This window comes from Salipiger abyssi, from assembly GCF_017311415.1.
GTDB lineage: Bacteria > Pseudomonadota > Alphaproteobacteria > Rhodobacterales > Rhodobacteraceae > Salipiger > Salipiger abyssi_A.
Map to the genome: position 1 here is coordinate 218,630 of NZ_JAEKIS010000005.1, position 16,182 is coordinate 234,811.

Genomic DNA, 16,182 nt, shown 5'->3' on the forward strand with positions numbered 1-16,182 from the left:
GTCAGCCCGAATGCGCCTACAGACAAAGACAAAGCCGCCCGGCCAGACCGGAGCCTCTCCGCGGCCGGGCGTAGTCTGTTCTGTCGCGCGCCGATGCCCTTCTGGCAACGGACACTGCCCGCACCTTCTGCGCGGGATTACCCCTGCCCGGGAACCGGTGAGACCACGATCCGGCGGCCCCCGTGCATGTCCGGGCGGGGCTGCGGAGAAGAACTTTGCCGCTCCGCCCCCCCTGTTAGGCGATTAACCTTGAGAAAGGCTTAACCAAGCCGCGCCAGCTCGGTTTTCAGCGCATCGACCAGCGCCGCGCGCTCCTGCCCGCTCTCGCGCGCCAGCCGCAGCAGACCGAAATGCACATGCGCCATCTGCTGGTAATAGCTGGTATAGGCGTAATTGGTCGCGGCCCCCGCCGCCGCCCCCAGCACCGGCACCGTCTGCGCCGCCAGCTTCTGCCCCAGCACCGTCGCCAGCCGCGGCGCCACCCGGCGGATCAGCCCGTGCACCGTCGCGCCGGTCAGCGTCACCCGCGCCGAGAGAAAGCCCATATCCACCCCGTCATCCTGTGCCAGCGGCCCGGCGGAAGCAAAAACCGCGAGGCATTCGGCGCGGATCTCCGGCGTATCGGGGTCGAACCCGTGCTCGGCGGCGATGCCCTGGATCGTGCGCAACAGCACCGTGGTGGTCACCGGCAGCTCGGCCAGCGCCGAGGGCAGACCGCCGGCGCCGCCCGCCGCCCCCATCGCCGTGGCAAGCGCGGTGTTGAGCCAGCCCTTCTGGTCGCGCACCACCCCGCGCGAGCCGGAAGCGGCGCGCAGCGCGGTCTCCAGCGCCCGCTCTGTGGCGCCCTCGAGCCGGTCCTTGACCCGGTCGGGCAGCCGTTCGAGCAGGTTCTCCGCCTGCCCGCCGATCAGGTTCAGCACCTGCAAACCGACACCGCCGGCCGCGCGATAGCGCCGCGCCAGCGCGGCGATCTCACCGCTGGTATCGAGAGGAACAAGCTCGGTTCCGGTCATGGCGCTCCCTTTCCTGCCTGCTGGAAAGATCGGCATGCCGGCACGCGAAATCAAGCGCCGCGCGTCACCTCGCCCGTCACCCCCTCCCAGGCGCCGGGGGCCAGCTCCAGCCCCAGCACCCGCTCGGGGTTGGTCGGCGGCGGCATCTCGACGCCGCTCAGCTTGCGAAATCCGAAGCGACGGTAATAGGGCTCGTCGCCCACCAGCAGCACCCGCGCCCATTCCAGCGCCCGCGCCCGCTCCACCGTGTCGCGGATCAGCGCCGCGCCCAGGCCTTCGCCCTGCGCGGTGGGATGCACTGCCACCGGCCCCAGGAGCAGCGCCTGCCAGGCGCCGATGCGCACCGGCCAGTAACGGATCGCCCCACCCAGAATGCCGGTCTCGTCGCGCGCGATGCGGCACAGCTCCGCCACCGGCGGCACGTCCTCGCGCAGCCGATAGGAGGAGAGCGCCGTGCGCCCCGGCGCAAAGCTGAGATCGTATAGCGCCTCGATCTCCCACCAGTCGTCGGGCTTTTCCTGTGACAGCGTGAACAGCGCCGCTTCTCCCGTGCAATTGGCCGCGAACCGGCCTATTCCTGAACCTATAGGTGCAAATATCTGAAAGGACAGAAATGTTCTACCGCCCCGAAGATGGCCACGGCCTGCCGCACAACCCGTTCAATGCCATCGTCACGCCGCGCCCGATCGGCTGGATCTCGACCCGGGGCGCGCTCGGCGACAATCTCGCACCTTACAGCTTCTTCAACGCGGTGGCCTATGTGCCGCCGCAGGTGATGTTCGCCTCGACCTCGGCCAAGGACGACCGCGGCGACACCAAGGACAGCGTCGCCCAGCTGCGCGAGCAGGGCGTGTTCTGCGTCAACATCGTTGAATACGCCATGCGCGACGCGATGAACCTTACCTCGGGGCCGTGGCAGGCCGGGCAGGACGAATTCGAGATGGCCGGTCTGGAAAAGGCCGAATGCGAAACCATCGACTGCCCGCGCGTGGCGCGCGCGCCGGCGGCGCTGGAATGCAGGGTCGTGCAGATCGTGCAATTGCCCGGCAAGTCCAATTTCGTGACCTTCGGCGAGGTCACCGGCGTGCATCTACGCGACGATTGCCTGGTCGATGGCATCTTCGACATCACCCGCTTCCACCCGCTCTCGCGGCTGGGCTATCGCGACTACACAGTGGTGCGCGAGCTGTTCTCGCTCAAACGCCCCGGCGAATAGCCCGCCAGCGCCGGATAGCGCACCCTCCCGGTTTCCATTGGCCCCAAATATCCCGGGGAGTCGGCCGCAGGCCGACGGGGCAGCGCCCCAACCCGCGCGCCGCGGGCGCGCGCAAGATCCCTTGGATACAAACGACAAGCGCGCGCCGCGTCAGCGGCGCGCGCGCCCGGGCATCGCGGGCAACGCCCGCGGCGCAACCCCTCCGGTCTCAATGCCCGCCGAGGATCCCCGTGCGCACATGGTAATCCACCGCCAGCGCGTAATCCGGATCGTCGTCGCTATCGACCATCAGATGCCCCGCCTTGGTCAGCAGCCGGTGACAGTCGCGCGACAGGTGGCGCAGTTGCAGCCGCTTGCCCGCCGCCTGGTATTTCGCCGCCACCGCCTCGATGGCCTGAAGCGCCGATTGATCCACCACCCTGCTGTCGGCGAAATCCACGATCACCGTCTGCGGATCCTCCGCCACGTTGAAGAGCTCGGCAAAACCCTCCGACGAGCCGAAGAACAGAGGCCCCTGCACCTGATAGACCTTCGCCCCTTCCGGCGTCACGTAGCTGCGCGCATGGATGCGGCGGGCATTGTTCCAGGCATAGGCCAGCGCCGAGACGATCACCCCGACCACCACGGCCACGGCGAGATCTTCATAGACCGTCACCACCGTCACCAGCACGATCACGAAGGCATCGGTCAGCGGCACCCGGAACAGGATGCGCAGCGAATTCCAGGCGAAAGTGCCGATCACCACCATGAACATCACCCCCACCAGCGCCGCCAGCGGAATGAGCTCGATCAGCGGCGAGGCGAAGAGGATGAAGCTCAGCAGGAACAGCGCCGCCACGATGCCGGCGATCCGCGTCCGCCCGCCGGAATTCACGTTGATCATCGACTGACCGATCATCGCGCAGCCGCCCATGCCGCCAAAGAACCCGGTCACCGTATTGGCGAGCCCCTGGGCGATGCATTCCTGGCTGGCGCCGCCGCGCTGGCCGGTCATCTCGCCCACGAGGTTCAGCGTCAGCAGGCTCTCGATCAGCCCGATGGCGGCGAGGATCACCGCATAGGGCAGGATGATCTCCAGCGTCTCCCAGGTGAGCGGCACCATGGGGATGTGGAAGGCCGGGAACCCGCCCTCGATCGAGGCCATGTCGCCCACCCGCGGCGTGTCGAGCCCCAGCGCGATCACCAGCGCCGCGGTCACCGCGATCCCCGCTAGCGGCGCCGGCACGATGCGCGTCAGCTTCGGCAGCAGCCAGATCACCGCCATGGTCAGCGCCACCAGCGCCAGCATCACCAATAGCGGCGTGCCGCTCAGCCACGCGCCGCCGCCGATGCCGCCATGGCCCGAGGCCTCGGCGCTGCCCGGCACCTTGAACTGCGTCAGTTGCGCCATGAAGATCACGATGGCCAGCCCGTTCACAAAGCCCAGCATCACCGGATGCGGCACCAGCCGGATGAACTTGCCCCAGTGCATGACCCCGGCAAAGATCTGCAACAGCCCCATCAGCACCACCGTGGCGAAGAGGTACTCGACGCCGTGATCGGCCACCAGCGCCACCATCACCACCGCAAGCGCGCCGGTCGCCCCCGAGATCATCCCCGGACGCCCGCCGAACACGGCGGTGATCAACCCAACCATGAAGGCCGCATAAAGCCCCACCAGAGGGTGCACGCCGGCGACAAAGGCAAAGGCCACCGCCTCGGGCACCAGCGCCAGCGCCACGGTCAGCCCGGAGAGCAGATCGGTCTTGACCTGTCCCGGTGTCAGCCGCCCGGTCGGGTGGATGCTGAGATCGGGCATGGAAATGCGGCTGGCGTAGCGCGCCAGTAGGGCCTTGGCCATGGAGCTGTCCTGTTCGTTGCTTGCACGCAGGCCGCAGATACTGCACCGCAGCGAAAAACGCCACCCATACGCTCGAAATCGGCCCCTTGCGCGCACTCATACAAGCGAGGCGGCGAAAGTCACGGCTTTCCTGCGCCCACCACCCTCACAACCCGCTGCACGGGGGCGGTTTTTGCCCCCCGGCCCTTCCCTTCGCCGCCACGCCGTTGCACGCTTCGCCCAGGGATATCACGGAGCGGATTGCATGACGGAAACCATGATCGGCGTGATCGGAGGATCGGGGGTCTACGATCTCGACACGCTGGAAGACAAACGCTGGGTGGCGGTCGAATCGCCCTGGGGCCTGCCCTCGGACGAGATCCTCACCGGCACGCTCGGCGGCGTGAAGATGGCCTTCCTGCCCCGCCACGGGCGCGGCCATGTGCATTCCCCCTCCACCGTGCCCTACCGCGCCAATATCGACGCGCTGAAACGGCTGGGCGTCACCGATGTGATCTCGGTCTCCGCCTGCGGCTCCTTCCGCGAAGAGATGGCGCCGGGCGATTTCGTCGTAATCGACCAGTTCATCGACCGCACCTTCGCTCGCGAGAAGAGCTTCTTCGGCAGCGGCTGCGTCGCGCATGTCTCGGTGGCCCACCCCACCTGCCCGCGCCTCGGCGCCGCCTGCCTGACCGCTGCGAGCGAAGCGGGCATCCGGGTGCATGACGGCGGCACCTATCTGGCAATGGAAGGCCCGCAATTCTCCACCCTCGCGGAATCGAAGATGTACCGCGACAGCTGGGGCGCCGATGTGATCGGCATGACCAATATGCCCGAGGCCAAGCTCGCCCGCGAGGCCGAGCTCTGCTACGCCTCGGTCGCCATGGTCACCGATTACGACAGCTGGCATCCCGATCACGGCGCCGTCGACATCACCGAAATCGTCAAGATCCTCACCGGCAATGCCGACAAGGCCCGCGATCTGGTCAGCCGGCTGCCCGGGCTGCTGGGGGCCGAGCGCACGCCCTGCCCGCATGGCTGCGACCGCGCCCTCGACTACGCCCTGCTCACCGCACCGGAGAAACGCGACCCGATGCTGATGTCGAAACTCGACGCCGTTGCCGCAAGGATGCTGACATGAGTCTCGATCTCTGGCTGACCTTCGTCGCCGCCTCCACCGCGCTGCTGCTGATCCCCGGCCCCACCGTGCTGCTGGTGCTCTCCTACGCGCTTTCCAAGGGCCGCTCGGTCGCCATGGCCTCCGCCGCCGGCGTCGCGCTCGGCGATTTCACCGCCATGTCATTGTCGCTCGCCGGGCTCGGCGCGCTGGTGCTGGCCTCGGCCACGCTCTTCACCGCGCTGAAATGGATCGGCGCCGCCTATCTGGTCTGGCTCGGCATCAAACTCATCCGCTCCGCCCCAAAGGAAGGCCTCGCGATCCCGCGCGCCGAGGTCACCGCCAGGGGCGTCTTCGCACATGCCGCCGCCGTCACCGCGCTCAACCCAAAGAGCATCGCCTTCTTCATCGCCTTCGTGCCGCAATTCATCGACGCGTCCGCGCCGCTGCTGCCGCAATTCGTCATCCTGATCGCCACCTTCGTGGGCCTCGCAGCCCTCAATGTGCTGGTCTATGCGCTGGCCGCCGACAGGCTGCGCAGCGCCGTGGCCCGGCCCGGCATCATCGCCTGGCTCACCCGCGCCGGCGGCGCCGCACTCATCGGCATGGGGGTGCTCACCGCCACCCTGCGCCGCGCGAGCTGAGGCGCCGCCATGATCGCCCAGAAACAGGTCCGCGACTATATCCGCTCCATCGTCGATTTCCCGCATGAGGGCATCGTCTTCCGCGACGTGACCACGCTCTTCGCCGATCCGCGCGGCTTCCGCATGGCCGTCGACCAGCTGCTGCACCCCTATGCCGGGATGCGGTTCGACAAGGTGGTGGGGCTCGAGGCGCGCGGCTTCATCCTCGGCGGCGCCATAGCGCATCAGCTCTCGGCGGGCTTCGTGCCGATCCGCAAGAAAGGCAAGCTGCCCGGCGCCGTGATCTCTGAAAGCTACACGCTGGAATATGGCGAGGCGGTGGTCGAGATCCATGACGACGCCATCGCCCCCGGCGAGCGCATTCTGCTGGTCGACGACCTGCTGGCCACCGGCGGCACCGCCGAGGCGGGCATCAAGCTTGTGGAACGGCTCGGCGGCGAGATCATCGGCTGCGCCTTCATCGTCGATCTGCCCGAGCTGGGCGGACGCGCGCGGCTCGACGCGATGGGCATGGATGTGCACGCGCTCTGCGCCTTCGAGGGTCTCTGACCTCGGGCACCACGGCCCGGCCCAACCGCCGGATATGCGTATTTGAAAAGAGAAGAAGAGCAGACGCGCCGCCGCTGCCCGTCTTCTCTTTCAAAAATACGCCCTTGAAAGACCGCCACGCATCGCGCCGCCGCTCTTGACGTATCAGACCGGCCAGAGGCGCCGAGGCCCCCGGCGAAGGCGGGGGCCGAGACAGACTGCGCGCCGCAGGCGCACCATCAGGTCACGCGGCGTTGGCGGCGCTTTTGCGGGGCGTGCCGGCATTGGCGTCGATGAAATCGAGCACCAGCGGACGGATATTGTTGCGCCAGCTCTTACCGGCAAAGATGCCGTAATGGCCCGCCCCCGGCTCCAGATGGCTGGCCTTCTTGCTGTCGGGCAGCCCGGTGCAGAGATCGAGCGCCGCCACGCATTGGCCCGGGGCCGAGATATCGTCCTTGGCGCCCTCGACGGTCTTCACCGCCACATCGGTGATCTTGCCGATATCCACTTGCTTGCCCGCCACGACAAAGCGGTTCTGCGCGATCTCGCCATTCTTGAAGATCCGCTCCACGGTCGACAGGTAGAACTCCGCCGTCATGTCCATCACCGCGAGATACTCGTCGTAGAAACGGTTATGCGCATCGTGATCCGAGCCCTCGCCACGCGTCACCCGCAGGATCTGTTCGTTGAAGGCCTTGGAATGGCGCTCGGCATTCATCGCCACGAAGGAGCTGAGCTGCAACAGGCCCGGATAGACCAGCCGGCCGACGCCCTTGTACTTGAAGCCCACCCGCTGGATCATCGATTCCTCGAGCTGGCCCATGGTCACGCGGTTGCCGAAATCGGTCACTTCGGTGGGCGTGGCATCGGGGTCGATCGGGCCGCCGATCAGCGTCAGCGTGCGCGGCTGCGCGTCCGGATCGAGCTCTGCCAGATAGGCGGTGGCCGCCAGCGTCAGCGGCGCCGGCTGGCAGACCGCGATCACGTTGGTGTCGGGCCCCAGCGCGCGCATGAAATCCATCAGGTAGAGCGTGTAATCCTCGATATCGAACTTGCCGCAGCTCACCGGAATGTCGCGGGCGTTCTTCCAGTCGGTCACATAGACCTCTGCATCGGGGATGAGCGAGATCACCGTCGAGCGCAGCAGCGTCGCGTAGTGCCCCGACATCGGCGCCACCAGCAGCACCTTGCGCGGCTTCTCGTCGCGGCCCTGCACGTTGAAATGAATGAGATCGCCGAAATCCTTTTCGACCACCGTCTCGATCTGCACCAGGTGGTCCTTGCCATCGTCGCAGGTGATGCTGCGGACGCCCCAGCTGGGCTTGACTACCATGCGCTTGAAGCTGCGCTCGGTCACCTCGCCCCACGCCGCCATCCACGCAATGCCCGGATTGGGCAGCGCGGCGAGCGCAGGATAAGAGGCCATGGCCTTGGCTGTCGCGCCAAGCCACTGGTTGGTGTTGCGAAGGGATTCCATCAGGTCGTAGGTCGCCATGTAACGCATGTGCGATGTCTCCTGTATCACGTCAGACGCGGGCTCTCTTCAGCCATGGACTGCACCCCTCCGCTGCACCCAAGACCCGCCCGATGTCAAACCAATTCGCCGCTTTGACCGCGGCACCGGCATCGTTATTCTAAGTCTGGGAGAAGATAGGGGGGATTCGCGCTCATGACAACAAAAGCCGCCACCGTCAGCCCGGAACGCGAGAAACTGGAAGACAATCTCGCGAAAGTCGAGGAATTGACCCAGCGCCTGATGGATGCGCTGGCGCATCGCAAACCGATGCCCAGCGGCCTGAGTGGCCCCGAGCCCACGCTCTATGCCAAGGCCGCGCAGGCCTATTGGCAGGAATGGCTCAACAACCCCACCAAGGTGTTCGAGCAGCAGGTCGGGTTCTGGGGCAAGTCGCTGTCGCATTTCATCGAGGCGCAGAAGGCGCTGTCGGAGGGCAAGCTCGCCCCGCCCGAGGATCCCGGCCCGCGCGATCGCCGGTTCAAGAACCCGCTCTGGGACAGCCACCCCTATTTCAACTTCATCAAGCAGCAATATCTCATCAATGCAGACGCGATCCGCGGCGCGGTGGACGAGATCGAAGAGCTCGACGACACCGAAAAACGCCGGCTGCGTTACTTCGCGCAGCAGATCACCGACATGATGGCGCCGACCAATTTCTTCGCCACCAACCCCGATGCGCTGCAAAAGGCGCTGGAGACCGAGGGCGCGAGCCTGGTGAAGGGGCTGGAAAACCTCGTCGCCGATCTAGAAGCCAATCGCGGCGAACTGGTGGTGCGGCTGGCGGATGAAGACGCGTTCTCGATCGGCGAGAACATCGCCACCGCCGAGGGCAAGGTGGTCTGGCGCAACCGCATGATGGAGCTGATCCAGTACTCTCCCACCACCGATCAGGTGCGCGAGACGCCGCTGCTGCTCTTCCCGCCCTGGATCAACAAGTTCTACATTCTCGATCTGAAGCCCGAGAACAGCCTGATCCGCTGGATCGTCGATCAGGGCTATACGCTCTTTGTGGTGAGCTGGATCAATGCCGACGAGAGCTATCGCGACGTCGGCATGGAGGATTACATCGAGGACGGGTTCCTCACCGCCATGCGGCTGGTGCGCGAGATCTGCGGCGTCGAGCGCATCAATGTGGTGGGCTACTGCATCGCCGGCACCACGCTGGCGCTCACCCTGTCGCTGCTGAAGAAACGCGGCGACAAGCAGATAAAATCCGCCACCTTCTTTACCGCGCTCACCGATTTCAGCGATCAGGGCGAGTTCACCCCTTTCCTCCAGAACGATTTCATCGACGCCATCGAGGAGGAGGTGAAGGCGAGCGGCATCCTCAAGAGCTTCATCATGGCGCGGACCTTCTCGTTCCTGCGCTCCAACGATCTCATCTACACACCGGCGATCCGCTCATACATGATGGGCGAGACGCCGCCGGCCTTCGATCTGCTCTACTGGAACGGCGACGGCGCCAACCTGCCCGGTCGCATGGCGATGCAGTATCTGCGCGGGCTCTGCCAGGACAACCAGTTCTCCGAGGGCCGTTTCGAGCTGATGGGCGAGACGCTCGACATTCACGACGTGGATGTACCGCTGATTTCGATCACCGCCGAGACCGACCATATCGCCGCCTGGAAAGACTGCTATCGCGGCGTGCAGAAGATGGGCTCGCGCTCGAAGACCTTCATCCTGTCGGAATCCGGCCATATCGCCGGCATCGTCAATCCGCCCAGCAAAAAGAAATACGGCCACTACCTGAACCCCGACCTCAAGCTCGATGCCGAGGCCTGGCAGAAGGCGGCGGAGTATCATCAGGGCAGCTGGTGGCCGGAATGGGAAGCCTGGCTGCGCAAGCGTTCGGGCAAGCTGGTGCCGGCGCGTCAGCCCGGTGATTCGGAGCATCCCGCACTTGAGCCGGCCCCGGGAACTTACGTGCGCGTAAAGGCCAATCAGTAAAATCAACCAGTTGCACAATTGTGCTGCATCGCAGAAGTTTCCCTTGAAATGCTGCGGTGCAGCATTCATATTCTAAGGAGCTGATGAATTCGCGGGGTGGGCCCGCGAGGCAGACAGACAGGAATATGACAATGGCCGCTAAGACCCAAGACTTCACCACCGTTATGAAAGACATGATGGGCGCATTCCCCGTGGACACCAAAGCCATGGACGAAGCCTTCAAGACCACCGCGACGCTGAACGAGAAGCTCTCCGCCGTGGCTCTGGAAGCCGCCGAAAAATCCACCGAGATTTCCGCCAAATGGACCAAGGACACGCTGTCCAAGCTGACCGACATGTCCAAAGTCAAGAAAGAGCCGGCCGATTACGCCAAGGCGATGTCCGACTTCACGTCGGCCCAGGCCGAAGTTGCCGCCGAGAACATGGCCGCCTTCGCCGAGATCGCCAAAAAGGTCCAGATGGACACCGTGGAACTGATGATGGCGGCCGGCAAGGACTTCACCGAAGACGCCACCGCCGCCGTCAAGAAAGCCACCGACGACATGACCTCGGCCGCCAAGAAAGCGACCGCGAAGTAATCGGTTTCCGGGTCTCCCCTCCCGGGGCCCGGACTAGAAATTGCGCCCCTCTCCTCCCAATCCGGCGCAATGACGTGGGGGCGGGTTCACATTGCGAGCTCGCCCCTTTTTTCTTTTTTTACAAAAGCTTGCGGGGATGCAGCGCTATCCTTCACCGGTGACGGCGGAGTCCCGCGCATTTCGTGACGCTTTTCTGAAATCGCGGCTGGCAGCCTTGCGTTGCCGCGCCGCAGAATGCCACACTCAAGGCAGCGTAAGCCTAGGCGGGGTATCCGCCGCAATTCCGCAAGGAGAGACACAATGGCACTGACGCAAGATTTCACGAAACCTTTCAAGGATATGATGGGCAACTGGCCGATGGATTCCGACGCGATGGAGGGCGCCTGGGCGACCTCCGCGGGATTCGGCGAGAAGCTGTCGAACATCGCGTTCGGCGCGGCTGGTAAGACCACCGATATCTCGATGCAGTGGACGATGGAGACGCTCGGCCGCATGGGCGATATGACCAAGGCCAAATCCGACCCGGCGGATTACGCCAAGGCGATGAGCGATTTCGCCACAGCCCAGATGGAAAGCGCCACTAGCCACATGACCGCGCTCGGCGAAGTCGCCAAGCAGATGCAGAGCGAGACGCTCGAGCTGATGATGTCGACCGGCAAGGACATGGCAGAGGACGCATCGGCAGCCGCAGCGACCACCGCCAAGGCCACCGAAGACGCGGCCGAAAAGGCGACCGCCGCGGCCAAGACCGCCGCCCCGGCGGCCCCGGCCAAGCGCACCACCTCGACCTCGACCACACGCAAGACCGGCACGACTGCGGCAAGCGGCACGAGCTGAGCGCGCAGTCAGCGCTGTAACGCAAAACGCGGCCCTTCTGGGCCGCGTTTTTTTCCCGCTAAGGGTCCGCGATCAGTTGACGATGGTCGCCTCGGTCGCGGCGCGCAGCTCGTCCTCGGTCACGCCATCGGCCAGCTCGACGATCTTCAGTCCGCCCTCGACCACATCCAGGACGCCCAGATTGGTGATGATGCGGTCGACCACCCCGGTGCCGGTCAGCGGCAGCGTGCAGGCCTTCAGCACCTTGCTTTCACCGTGCTTGTTGGTGTGATCCATCACCACCACCACGCGGCCCACGCCGGCGACAAGATCCATGGCGCCGCCCATGCCCTTGACCAGCTTGCCCGGGATCATCCAGTTCGCCAGATCGCCGTTCTCGGCCACTTCCATGGCGCCCAGGATCGCCGCCGCGATCTTGCCGCCCCGGATCATGCCGAAAGACATGGCGCTGTCGAAATAGGCCGTCTTGGGCAGCTCTGTGATGGTCTGCTTGCCGGCATTGATCAGGTCGGGATCCTCCTCCCCCTCATAGGGGAAGGGGCCCATGCCCAGCATGCCGTTTTCCGATTGCAGCGTGATCTCCTTGTCGCCCACATAGTTGGCGACCAGCGTCGGGATACCGATGCCGAGATTCACATACATGCCGTCTTCGAGTTCCTCGGCCGCCCGTGCGGCCATCTGATTGCGATCCCAGGGCATCAAGCTTCCTCCCGGCTGCGCGTGGTGACTTTCTCGATCCGCTTCTCGTGCTCGCCCTTGATGATGCGGTGCACAAAAATGCCGGGCAGGTGAATGTGATCGGGATCCAGTTCGCCGGGCTCGACGATCTCCTCGACCTCCATCACGCAGATCTTGCCGCACATCGCCGCCGGCGGGTTGAAGTTCCGCGCGGTCTTGCGGAAGACGCAGTTGCCGGTGGTGTCGGCCTTCCACGCCTTGACGATGGAGAGATCGGCAAAGATCCCCTCTTCGAGAATATAGTCCTCGCCGCCGAACTGCTTGACCTCCTTGCCCTCGGCGATCTGCGTGCCGACGCCGGTCTTGGTGTAAAAGCCCGGGATGCCGCAGCCGCCGGCGCGCATGCGTTCGGCCAGCGTGCCCTGCGGGTTGAACTCCAGCTCCAGCTCGCCGCTCAGGTACTGGCGCATGAACTCCGCATTCTCACCCACATAGGAGGACATCATCTTCTTGATCTGCTTGGTATCGAGCAGCTTGCCGAGGCCGAACCCGTCCACACCGCAATTGTTCGAGGCGATGGTCAGATCCTTGACGCCGCTCTCGACGATGGCGTCGATCAGCAATTCGGGAATGCCGCAGAGGCCGAAACCGCCGGCGGCGATCAGCATCTTGTCCTCGAGCAGGCCGTCCAGCGCTTCTGCTGCCGAGCCATAGACCTTCTTCATGGAAATCTCCCCTCCTGAAGCTATCGGGGCAGTTTGTGCCGTGCGGCAGGTCCAGAGTCAACGAAGGCGGCGCCATTGCGGCACCGCCCTTGCGTTCCCGTCCTCACCGGCGCCTCAGATCACCCGCACCTGCGTGCCGATGGGGCAGAGCTGATACAGCTCGGCGATTTTCTCGTTGTAAAGCCCGATGCATCCGTCGGAGCTCCGGCGCCCGATCTTGCGGGTGTCGTGCGTGCCGTGGATGATATAGGCGGGCCAGCCCAGATACATTGCATGAGTGCCCAGCGGGTTGTCCGGTCCGGGTGGGATCGGCTTCCAGTCGGGAAAGCGTTCGAGCTGCGACGCCGTCGGCGTCCAGGACGGCCCGACCACCTTGCGCACGATTTCCGTATAGCCGCGCTTGGTCAGCTCGTCGGTCTTGGGCACCGAAGTGGGATAGACCCGGTAGTCGGTGCCGGTGCCATTCCAGAAATGCAGCGCGCGCGAATTGGTGTCGGCCACGATGCTGGCGACGCCCAGCGTCTCAAAATGGTCACGCCAATCCTGCATGGTGAAGCTGGAGATATTGTGGCGCACAAGCCCCTTCGCCTGGGCCGGAACCGGCAGCGCCGGGGCCAGAGCCATTGCACCTGCTGCGCCAAGCAGCGTGCGGCGTGAGTATCTTCGAGCGGACATCACGTTGCCCTTTTTGACTATCGTTTGTTGGTACTGCCCTTCAACTGGGGCAAACGTATAACATTTTCCAAACACATTATCTTGCAAATTGTTCCACAGAACGACCAGCAAACCGCCCGGACAGCGCGGCGCCGGGCGGTCTTTCGGTCCAGAACGCCCCGAACGGGGCGCGCCGGTCAGTCTTTTTTCGCGGTTTTCTTGGCAGGGCTTTTCTTGGCAGCGGTTTTCTTAGCCGGCGCCTTTTTCTTGCCGCCTTTCTTGGCCTGCTTCTCGGCCAGAAGCTCCAGCGCCTTCTCCAGGCTCACATCGCCGGGCTCCAGATCCTTCGGCAGGGTCGCGTTGACCTTTTCCCACTTCACATACGGCCCGTAACGCCCTTCGTAGACAGCGATTTTTCCGCCATCCGGGTGGTCGCCCAGCTCCTTCAGCGCCTTGGCCGCAGAGCCCCGCCCGCGCCCGGGATTGGCACGCTTCTCGGCCAGAAGCTCGACCGCGTGGTTCATGCCGATCTCAAAGACCTCCTGGAACTCCTTGAGGTTCACATAGACCGGCTTCTCCTCGTCGGGGGCCTGATGCATGATATAGGGGCCGAAGCGGCCCAGGTTCGCCTTGATCACGCCGCCATCGGGATGCATGCCCACCTCACGAGGAAGTGTCAGCAGCGTCACCGCTTTTTCCAGATTAACGTCATCCGGCGACCAGCCCGGCAGGAACGCCCCGCCCTTTTTCGGCAGCGAGGCGCGCGGCGGTTTCTTGTTCTCGGGCGTCGGCTCGCCGCGCTGCACATAAGGCCCGAAGCGGCCCGCCTTCAGCCAGATCTCGTCCTCCTGGTCGATGCCCAGAAGACGCTCCTCGCCATCGGCCCCCTCGCCCGCGATGGGGCGGGTATAGGTGCATTCGGGGTAGTTGCCGCAGCCGACGAAACCGCCGGTGCGCGAGGTCTTGAGATGCAGCCGCCCCTGCCCGCATTTCGGACAGATGCGCGGATCCGAGCCGTCTTCGCGCGGCGGGTAGAGCTGCGGCGCCAGCGCGTCGTCGAGCACATCCAGCACCTCGGCGATGCGCAGCTCGGAGGTCTCGGCAATGGCTGCCGAGAAATCGCGCCAGAACTTGGCCAGCAGCTGCTTGTAATCGAGATCGCCCGCCGAGACCTCATCGAGCTCGTTTTCCAGCTCGGCGGTGAACTCATAGCCCACATAGGTGCGGAAGAAGTTCAGCAGGAAGATCGTGACGATCCGGCCCTTGTCCTCGGGGATCAGGCGGTTCTGTTCCTTGCGGACATATTCGCGGTCCTGGATCGTGCCGATGACGCTGGCATAGGTCGAGGGGCGGCCGATGCCCAGCTCTTCCATCTTCTTGACCAGCGTCGCCTCGGTGTAGCGCGGCGGCGGCTGGGTGTGGCTCTGCGTGGCCAGCACCGCGCCATTCTCCGACAGCACCGCGGCGCCGTTGCTCTGCATGCCGGGGGCGCTGTCGTCGATCACCGCGTCGGCCTTCTCGCCCGCCTTGTCGAACTGAGCCTGAAGGCTGCTCTTGGCAAAGGCCGCCGGCTCGCCCTGCATGATCTGCGGCAGGCGCTTGTCGTCATCGTCGGCCACATCGTCGCGGCCTTCCTCATAGATCTTCAGGAAGCCGTCGAAGAGCACCACCTGCCCGGTGGCGCGCAGACCGACCTGACCGTCCTCAGAGGCGATCTCGACCGTTGTACGCTCCAGCCGCGCCGCCTCCATCTGGCAGGCAAGCGTGCGCTTCCAGATCAGATCGTAGAGCTTGCGCTGATCGTCCTCGCGCAGCTTCAGGCTCGCCGCATCCTTGGTCATGTCGGTGGGGCGAATACATTCATGCGCTTCCTGCGCGTTCTTCGCCTTGTTCTTGTAGATGCGCGGGCTGCCGGGCACGTAATCCTTGCCGAACCGGTCGGCGATGGCGTCACGGCAGGCGCTGACCGCCTCGGGCGCCATGTCGATCCCGTCGGTCCGCATATAGGTGATGTGGCCGGCCTCATAGAGCCGCTGCGCCGCGCTCATGCAGGCGCGCGCGCCCATGCCGAACTTGCGGCTCGCCTCCTGCTGGAGCGTCGATGTCATGAAGGGGGCGGCGGGGTTGCGGGTGGAGGGCTTGGCCTCTACCCCGGCGATCTTGAGTGCGCGCGACGTGATCGCCTGCACCGCCAGTTCGGCCTGTGTGGAATTCTCGATATCGAAACGGTCGAGCTTCTTGCCGCCCAGCACGGTGAGCCGCGCCTCGTATTCCTGCCCGCGCGGCGTGGTGAGCAGCGCCTTGACCTGCCAGTATTCACGCGGCTTGAAGGCCTCGATTTCCATCTCGCGCTCGACGATGAGCCGCAGACAGACCGATTGCACCCGCCCCGCCGAGCGCGCGCCCGGCAGCTTGCGCCAGAGCACCGGGCTCAGGTTGAACCCCACGAGGTAATCCAGCGCGCGGCGGGCCAGATAGGCCTCGACCAGCGGCGCGTCGATCTCGCGCGGGTTTGCCATGGCCTCGGTGACCGCCGCCTTGGTGATCGCGTTGAATGTCACCCGGCTGACCGGCGTATCCTTCTTGATAGAGCGGCGCTTGGTCAGCGCCTCTTTCAGGTGCCAGGAAATCGCCTCGCCTTCGCGATCGGGGTCGGTCGCGAGGATCAGGGCGTTGTCGGATTTCAGCGCCTCGGCGATGGCGGCGACATGTTTGCGCGAGTCGTTGGCGATTTCCCAGGTCATGGCGAAATCATGCTCGGTATCGACGGATCCGTCCTTCGGAGGCAGGTCGCGGACATGGCCGTAGGAGGCGAGAACGGTGTAGTCGGATCCCAGATACTTGTTGATTGTCTTGGCCTTGGCCGGGGACTCGACGACGACGACTGGCATGAAATGACCACCTTTC

15 protein-coding genes are annotated in these 16,182 nt (G+C 64.9%); 7 read left to right on the forward strand and 8 right to left on the reverse strand.

Going from position 1 to position 16,182, the window contains the following annotated elements; translation table 11 throughout:
- Window positions 1–260: 260 nt before the first annotated feature.
- Both I6N89_RS09250 and I6N89_RS09255 read right to left on the reverse strand, forming a co-directional pair.
- Entirely contained in the window at window positions 261–1,013 is a 753-nt protein-coding gene (locus I6N89_RS09250; RefSeq protein ID WP_207018072.1) for an EcsC family protein, read from the reverse strand.
- Between the two features lie 50 nt (window positions 1,014–1,063).
- Window positions 1,064–1,549: a GNAT family N-acetyltransferase gene (locus tag I6N89_RS09255; protein ID WP_076696139.1), complete on the reverse strand. Its 486-nt coding sequence runs from the start codon at window positions 1,547–1,549 to the stop codon at window positions 1,064–1,066.
- A gap of 77 nt (window positions 1,550–1,626) precedes the next feature.
- Here I6N89_RS09255 and I6N89_RS09260 point away from each other — a divergent pair, with 77 nt between their 5' ends.
- Window positions 1,627–2,229: a flavin reductase family protein gene (locus tag I6N89_RS09260; RefSeq protein ID WP_207018074.1), complete on the forward strand. Its 603-nt coding sequence runs from the start codon at window positions 1,627–1,629 to the stop codon at window positions 2,227–2,229.
- 208 nt (window positions 2,230–2,437) lie between these two features.
- Here I6N89_RS09260 and I6N89_RS09265 read toward each other — a convergent pair whose 3' ends face one another.
- Window positions 2,438–4,069 (reverse strand): SulP family inorganic anion transporter, encoded by a 1,632-nt coding sequence (locus I6N89_RS09265; protein WP_207018076.1) that lies wholly within the window; start codon window positions 4,067–4,069, stop codon window positions 2,438–2,440.
- A 244-nt stretch (window positions 4,070–4,313) separates the two neighbouring features.
- Here I6N89_RS09265 and I6N89_RS09270 point away from each other — a divergent pair, with 244 nt between their 5' ends.
- From I6N89_RS09270 to I6N89_RS09280, 3 genes are read left to right on the forward strand one after another with little or no spacing between them, the layout of a single operon-like run.
- Window positions 4,314–5,189 carry an S-methyl-5'-thioadenosine phosphorylase gene (locus I6N89_RS09270; RefSeq protein WP_076696144.1) on the forward strand — a complete coding sequence of 292 codons (876 nt, stop codon included), beginning with the start codon at window positions 4,314–4,316 and terminating at the stop codon, window positions 5,187–5,189.
- Window positions 5,186–5,809 carry a LysE family translocator gene (locus I6N89_RS09275; RefSeq protein ID WP_207018078.1) on the forward strand — a complete coding sequence of 208 codons (624 nt, stop codon included), beginning with the start codon at window positions 5,186–5,188 and terminating at the stop codon, window positions 5,807–5,809. The genes I6N89_RS09270 and I6N89_RS09275 overlap by 4 nt, the downstream gene beginning before the upstream one ends.
- Before the next feature lie 12 nt (window positions 5,810–5,821).
- Window positions 5,822–6,358 carry an adenine phosphoribosyltransferase gene (locus tag I6N89_RS09280; protein WP_207018209.1) on the forward strand — a complete coding sequence of 179 codons (537 nt, stop codon included), beginning with the start codon at window positions 5,822–5,824 and terminating at the stop codon, window positions 6,356–6,358.
- A 223-nt stretch (window positions 6,359–6,581) separates the two neighbouring features.
- Here the strand turns inward: I6N89_RS09280 and phaZ are convergent, their stop codons facing one another.
- Window positions 6,582–7,844, reverse strand: a complete 1,263-nt coding sequence (gene phaZ, locus I6N89_RS09285; protein ID WP_207018079.1) for a polyhydroxyalkanoate depolymerase — start codon at window positions 7,842–7,844, stop codon at window positions 6,582–6,584.
- Window positions 7,845–8,009: 165 nt separating this feature from the next.
- On the opposite strand from phaZ, the gene I6N89_RS09290 reads away from it, so the two are divergent.
- The 3 genes from I6N89_RS09290 (at window position 8,010) to I6N89_RS09300 (ending at window position 11,218) form a co-directional block, all read left to right on the forward strand.
- Window positions 8,010–9,803, forward strand: a complete 1,794-nt coding sequence (locus I6N89_RS09290; protein WP_207018081.1) for a PHA/PHB synthase family protein — start codon at window positions 8,010–8,012, stop codon at window positions 9,801–9,803.
- Between the two features lie 131 nt (window positions 9,804–9,934).
- The gene (locus I6N89_RS09295) at window positions 9,935–10,381 is read left to right on the forward strand and encodes a phasin family protein (RefSeq protein WP_207018083.1); all 447 of its coding nucleotides are present in this window, start codon (window positions 9,935–9,937) and stop codon (window positions 10,379–10,381) included.
- Window positions 10,382–10,681: 300 nt separating this feature from the next.
- On the forward strand, window positions 10,682–11,218 hold the full coding sequence (locus I6N89_RS09300; protein WP_207018085.1) for a phasin family protein: 537 nt from the start codon (window positions 10,682–10,684) through the stop codon (window positions 11,216–11,218).
- 72 nt (window positions 11,219–11,290) lie between these two features.
- On the opposite strand, the gene I6N89_RS09305 is transcribed toward I6N89_RS09300, so the two are convergent.
- The 4 genes from I6N89_RS09305 to topA all read right to left on the reverse strand — a co-directional run bounded on the left by I6N89_RS09305 (window position 11,291) and on the right by topA (window position 16,166).
- On the reverse strand, window positions 11,291–11,917 hold the full coding sequence (locus I6N89_RS09305) for a 3-oxoacid CoA-transferase subunit B (RefSeq protein WP_207018087.1): 627 nt from the start codon (window positions 11,915–11,917) through the stop codon (window positions 11,291–11,293).
- A complete protein-coding gene (locus I6N89_RS09310; protein ID WP_207018089.1) occupies window positions 11,917–12,621 on the reverse strand; it encodes a CoA transferase subunit A in 705 nt (234 codons plus the stop codon). The genes I6N89_RS09305 and I6N89_RS09310 overlap by 1 nt, the downstream gene beginning before the upstream one ends.
- A 114-nt stretch (window positions 12,622–12,735) precedes the next feature.
- The gene (locus I6N89_RS09315; RefSeq protein WP_236016524.1) at window positions 12,736–13,245 is read right to left on the reverse strand and encodes a L,D-transpeptidase; all 510 of its coding nucleotides are present in this window, start codon (window positions 13,243–13,245) and stop codon (window positions 12,736–12,738) included.
- A 227-nt stretch (window positions 13,246–13,472) separates the two neighbouring features.
- Window positions 13,473–16,166 (reverse strand): type I DNA topoisomerase, encoded by a 2,694-nt coding sequence (gene topA, locus I6N89_RS09320; protein ID WP_207018093.1) that lies wholly within the window; start codon window positions 16,164–16,166, stop codon window positions 13,473–13,475.
- Between the last annotated feature and the right edge of the window lie 16 nt (window positions 16,167–16,182).

Bases quoted from the DNA above. Each gene is read 5' to 3' on its own strand.
- I6N89_RS09250 (WP_207018072.1), bottom strand. From the start codon at position 1,013: ATGACCGGAACCGAGCTTGTTCCTCTCGATACCAGCGGTGAGATCGCC.
- I6N89_RS09295 (WP_207018083.1), top strand. From the start codon at position 9,935: ATGGCCGCTAAGACCCAAGACTTCACCACCGTTATGAAAGACATGATG.
- I6N89_RS09270 (WP_076696144.1), top strand. From the start codon at position 4,314: ATGACGGAAACCATGATCGGCGTGATCGGAGGATCGGGGGTCTACGAT.
- I6N89_RS09265 (WP_207018076.1), bottom strand. From the start codon at position 4,069: ATGGCCAAGGCCCTACTGGCGCGCTACGCCAGCCGCATTTCCATGCCC.
- phaZ (WP_207018079.1), bottom strand. From the start codon at position 7,844: ATGCGTTACATGGCGACCTACGACCTGATGGAATCCCTTCGCAACACC.
- I6N89_RS09300 (WP_207018085.1), top strand. From the start codon at position 10,682: ATGGCACTGACGCAAGATTTCACGAAACCTTTCAAGGATATGATGGGC.
- I6N89_RS09290 (WP_207018081.1), top strand. From the start codon at position 8,010: ATGACAACAAAAGCCGCCACCGTCAGCCCGGAACGCGAGAAACTGGAA.
- I6N89_RS09275 (WP_207018078.1), top strand. From the start codon at position 5,186: ATGAGTCTCGATCTCTGGCTGACCTTCGTCGCCGCCTCCACCGCGCTG.
- I6N89_RS09260 (WP_207018074.1), top strand. From the start codon at position 1,627: ATGTTCTACCGCCCCGAAGATGGCCACGGCCTGCCGCACAACCCGTTC.
- I6N89_RS09305 (WP_207018087.1), bottom strand. From the start codon at position 11,917: ATGCCCTGGGATCGCAATCAGATGGCCGCACGGGCGGCCGAGGAACTC.
- I6N89_RS09310 (WP_207018089.1), bottom strand. From the start codon at position 12,621: ATGAAGAAGGTCTATGGCTCGGCAGCAGAAGCGCTGGACGGCCTGCTC.
- I6N89_RS09315 (WP_236016524.1), bottom strand. From the start codon at position 13,245: ATGGCTCTGGCCCCGGCGCTGCCGGTTCCGGCCCAGGCGAAGGGGCTT.
- topA (WP_207018093.1), bottom strand. From the start codon at position 16,166: ATGCCAGTCGTCGTCGTCGAGTCCCCGGCCAAGGCCAAGACAATCAAC.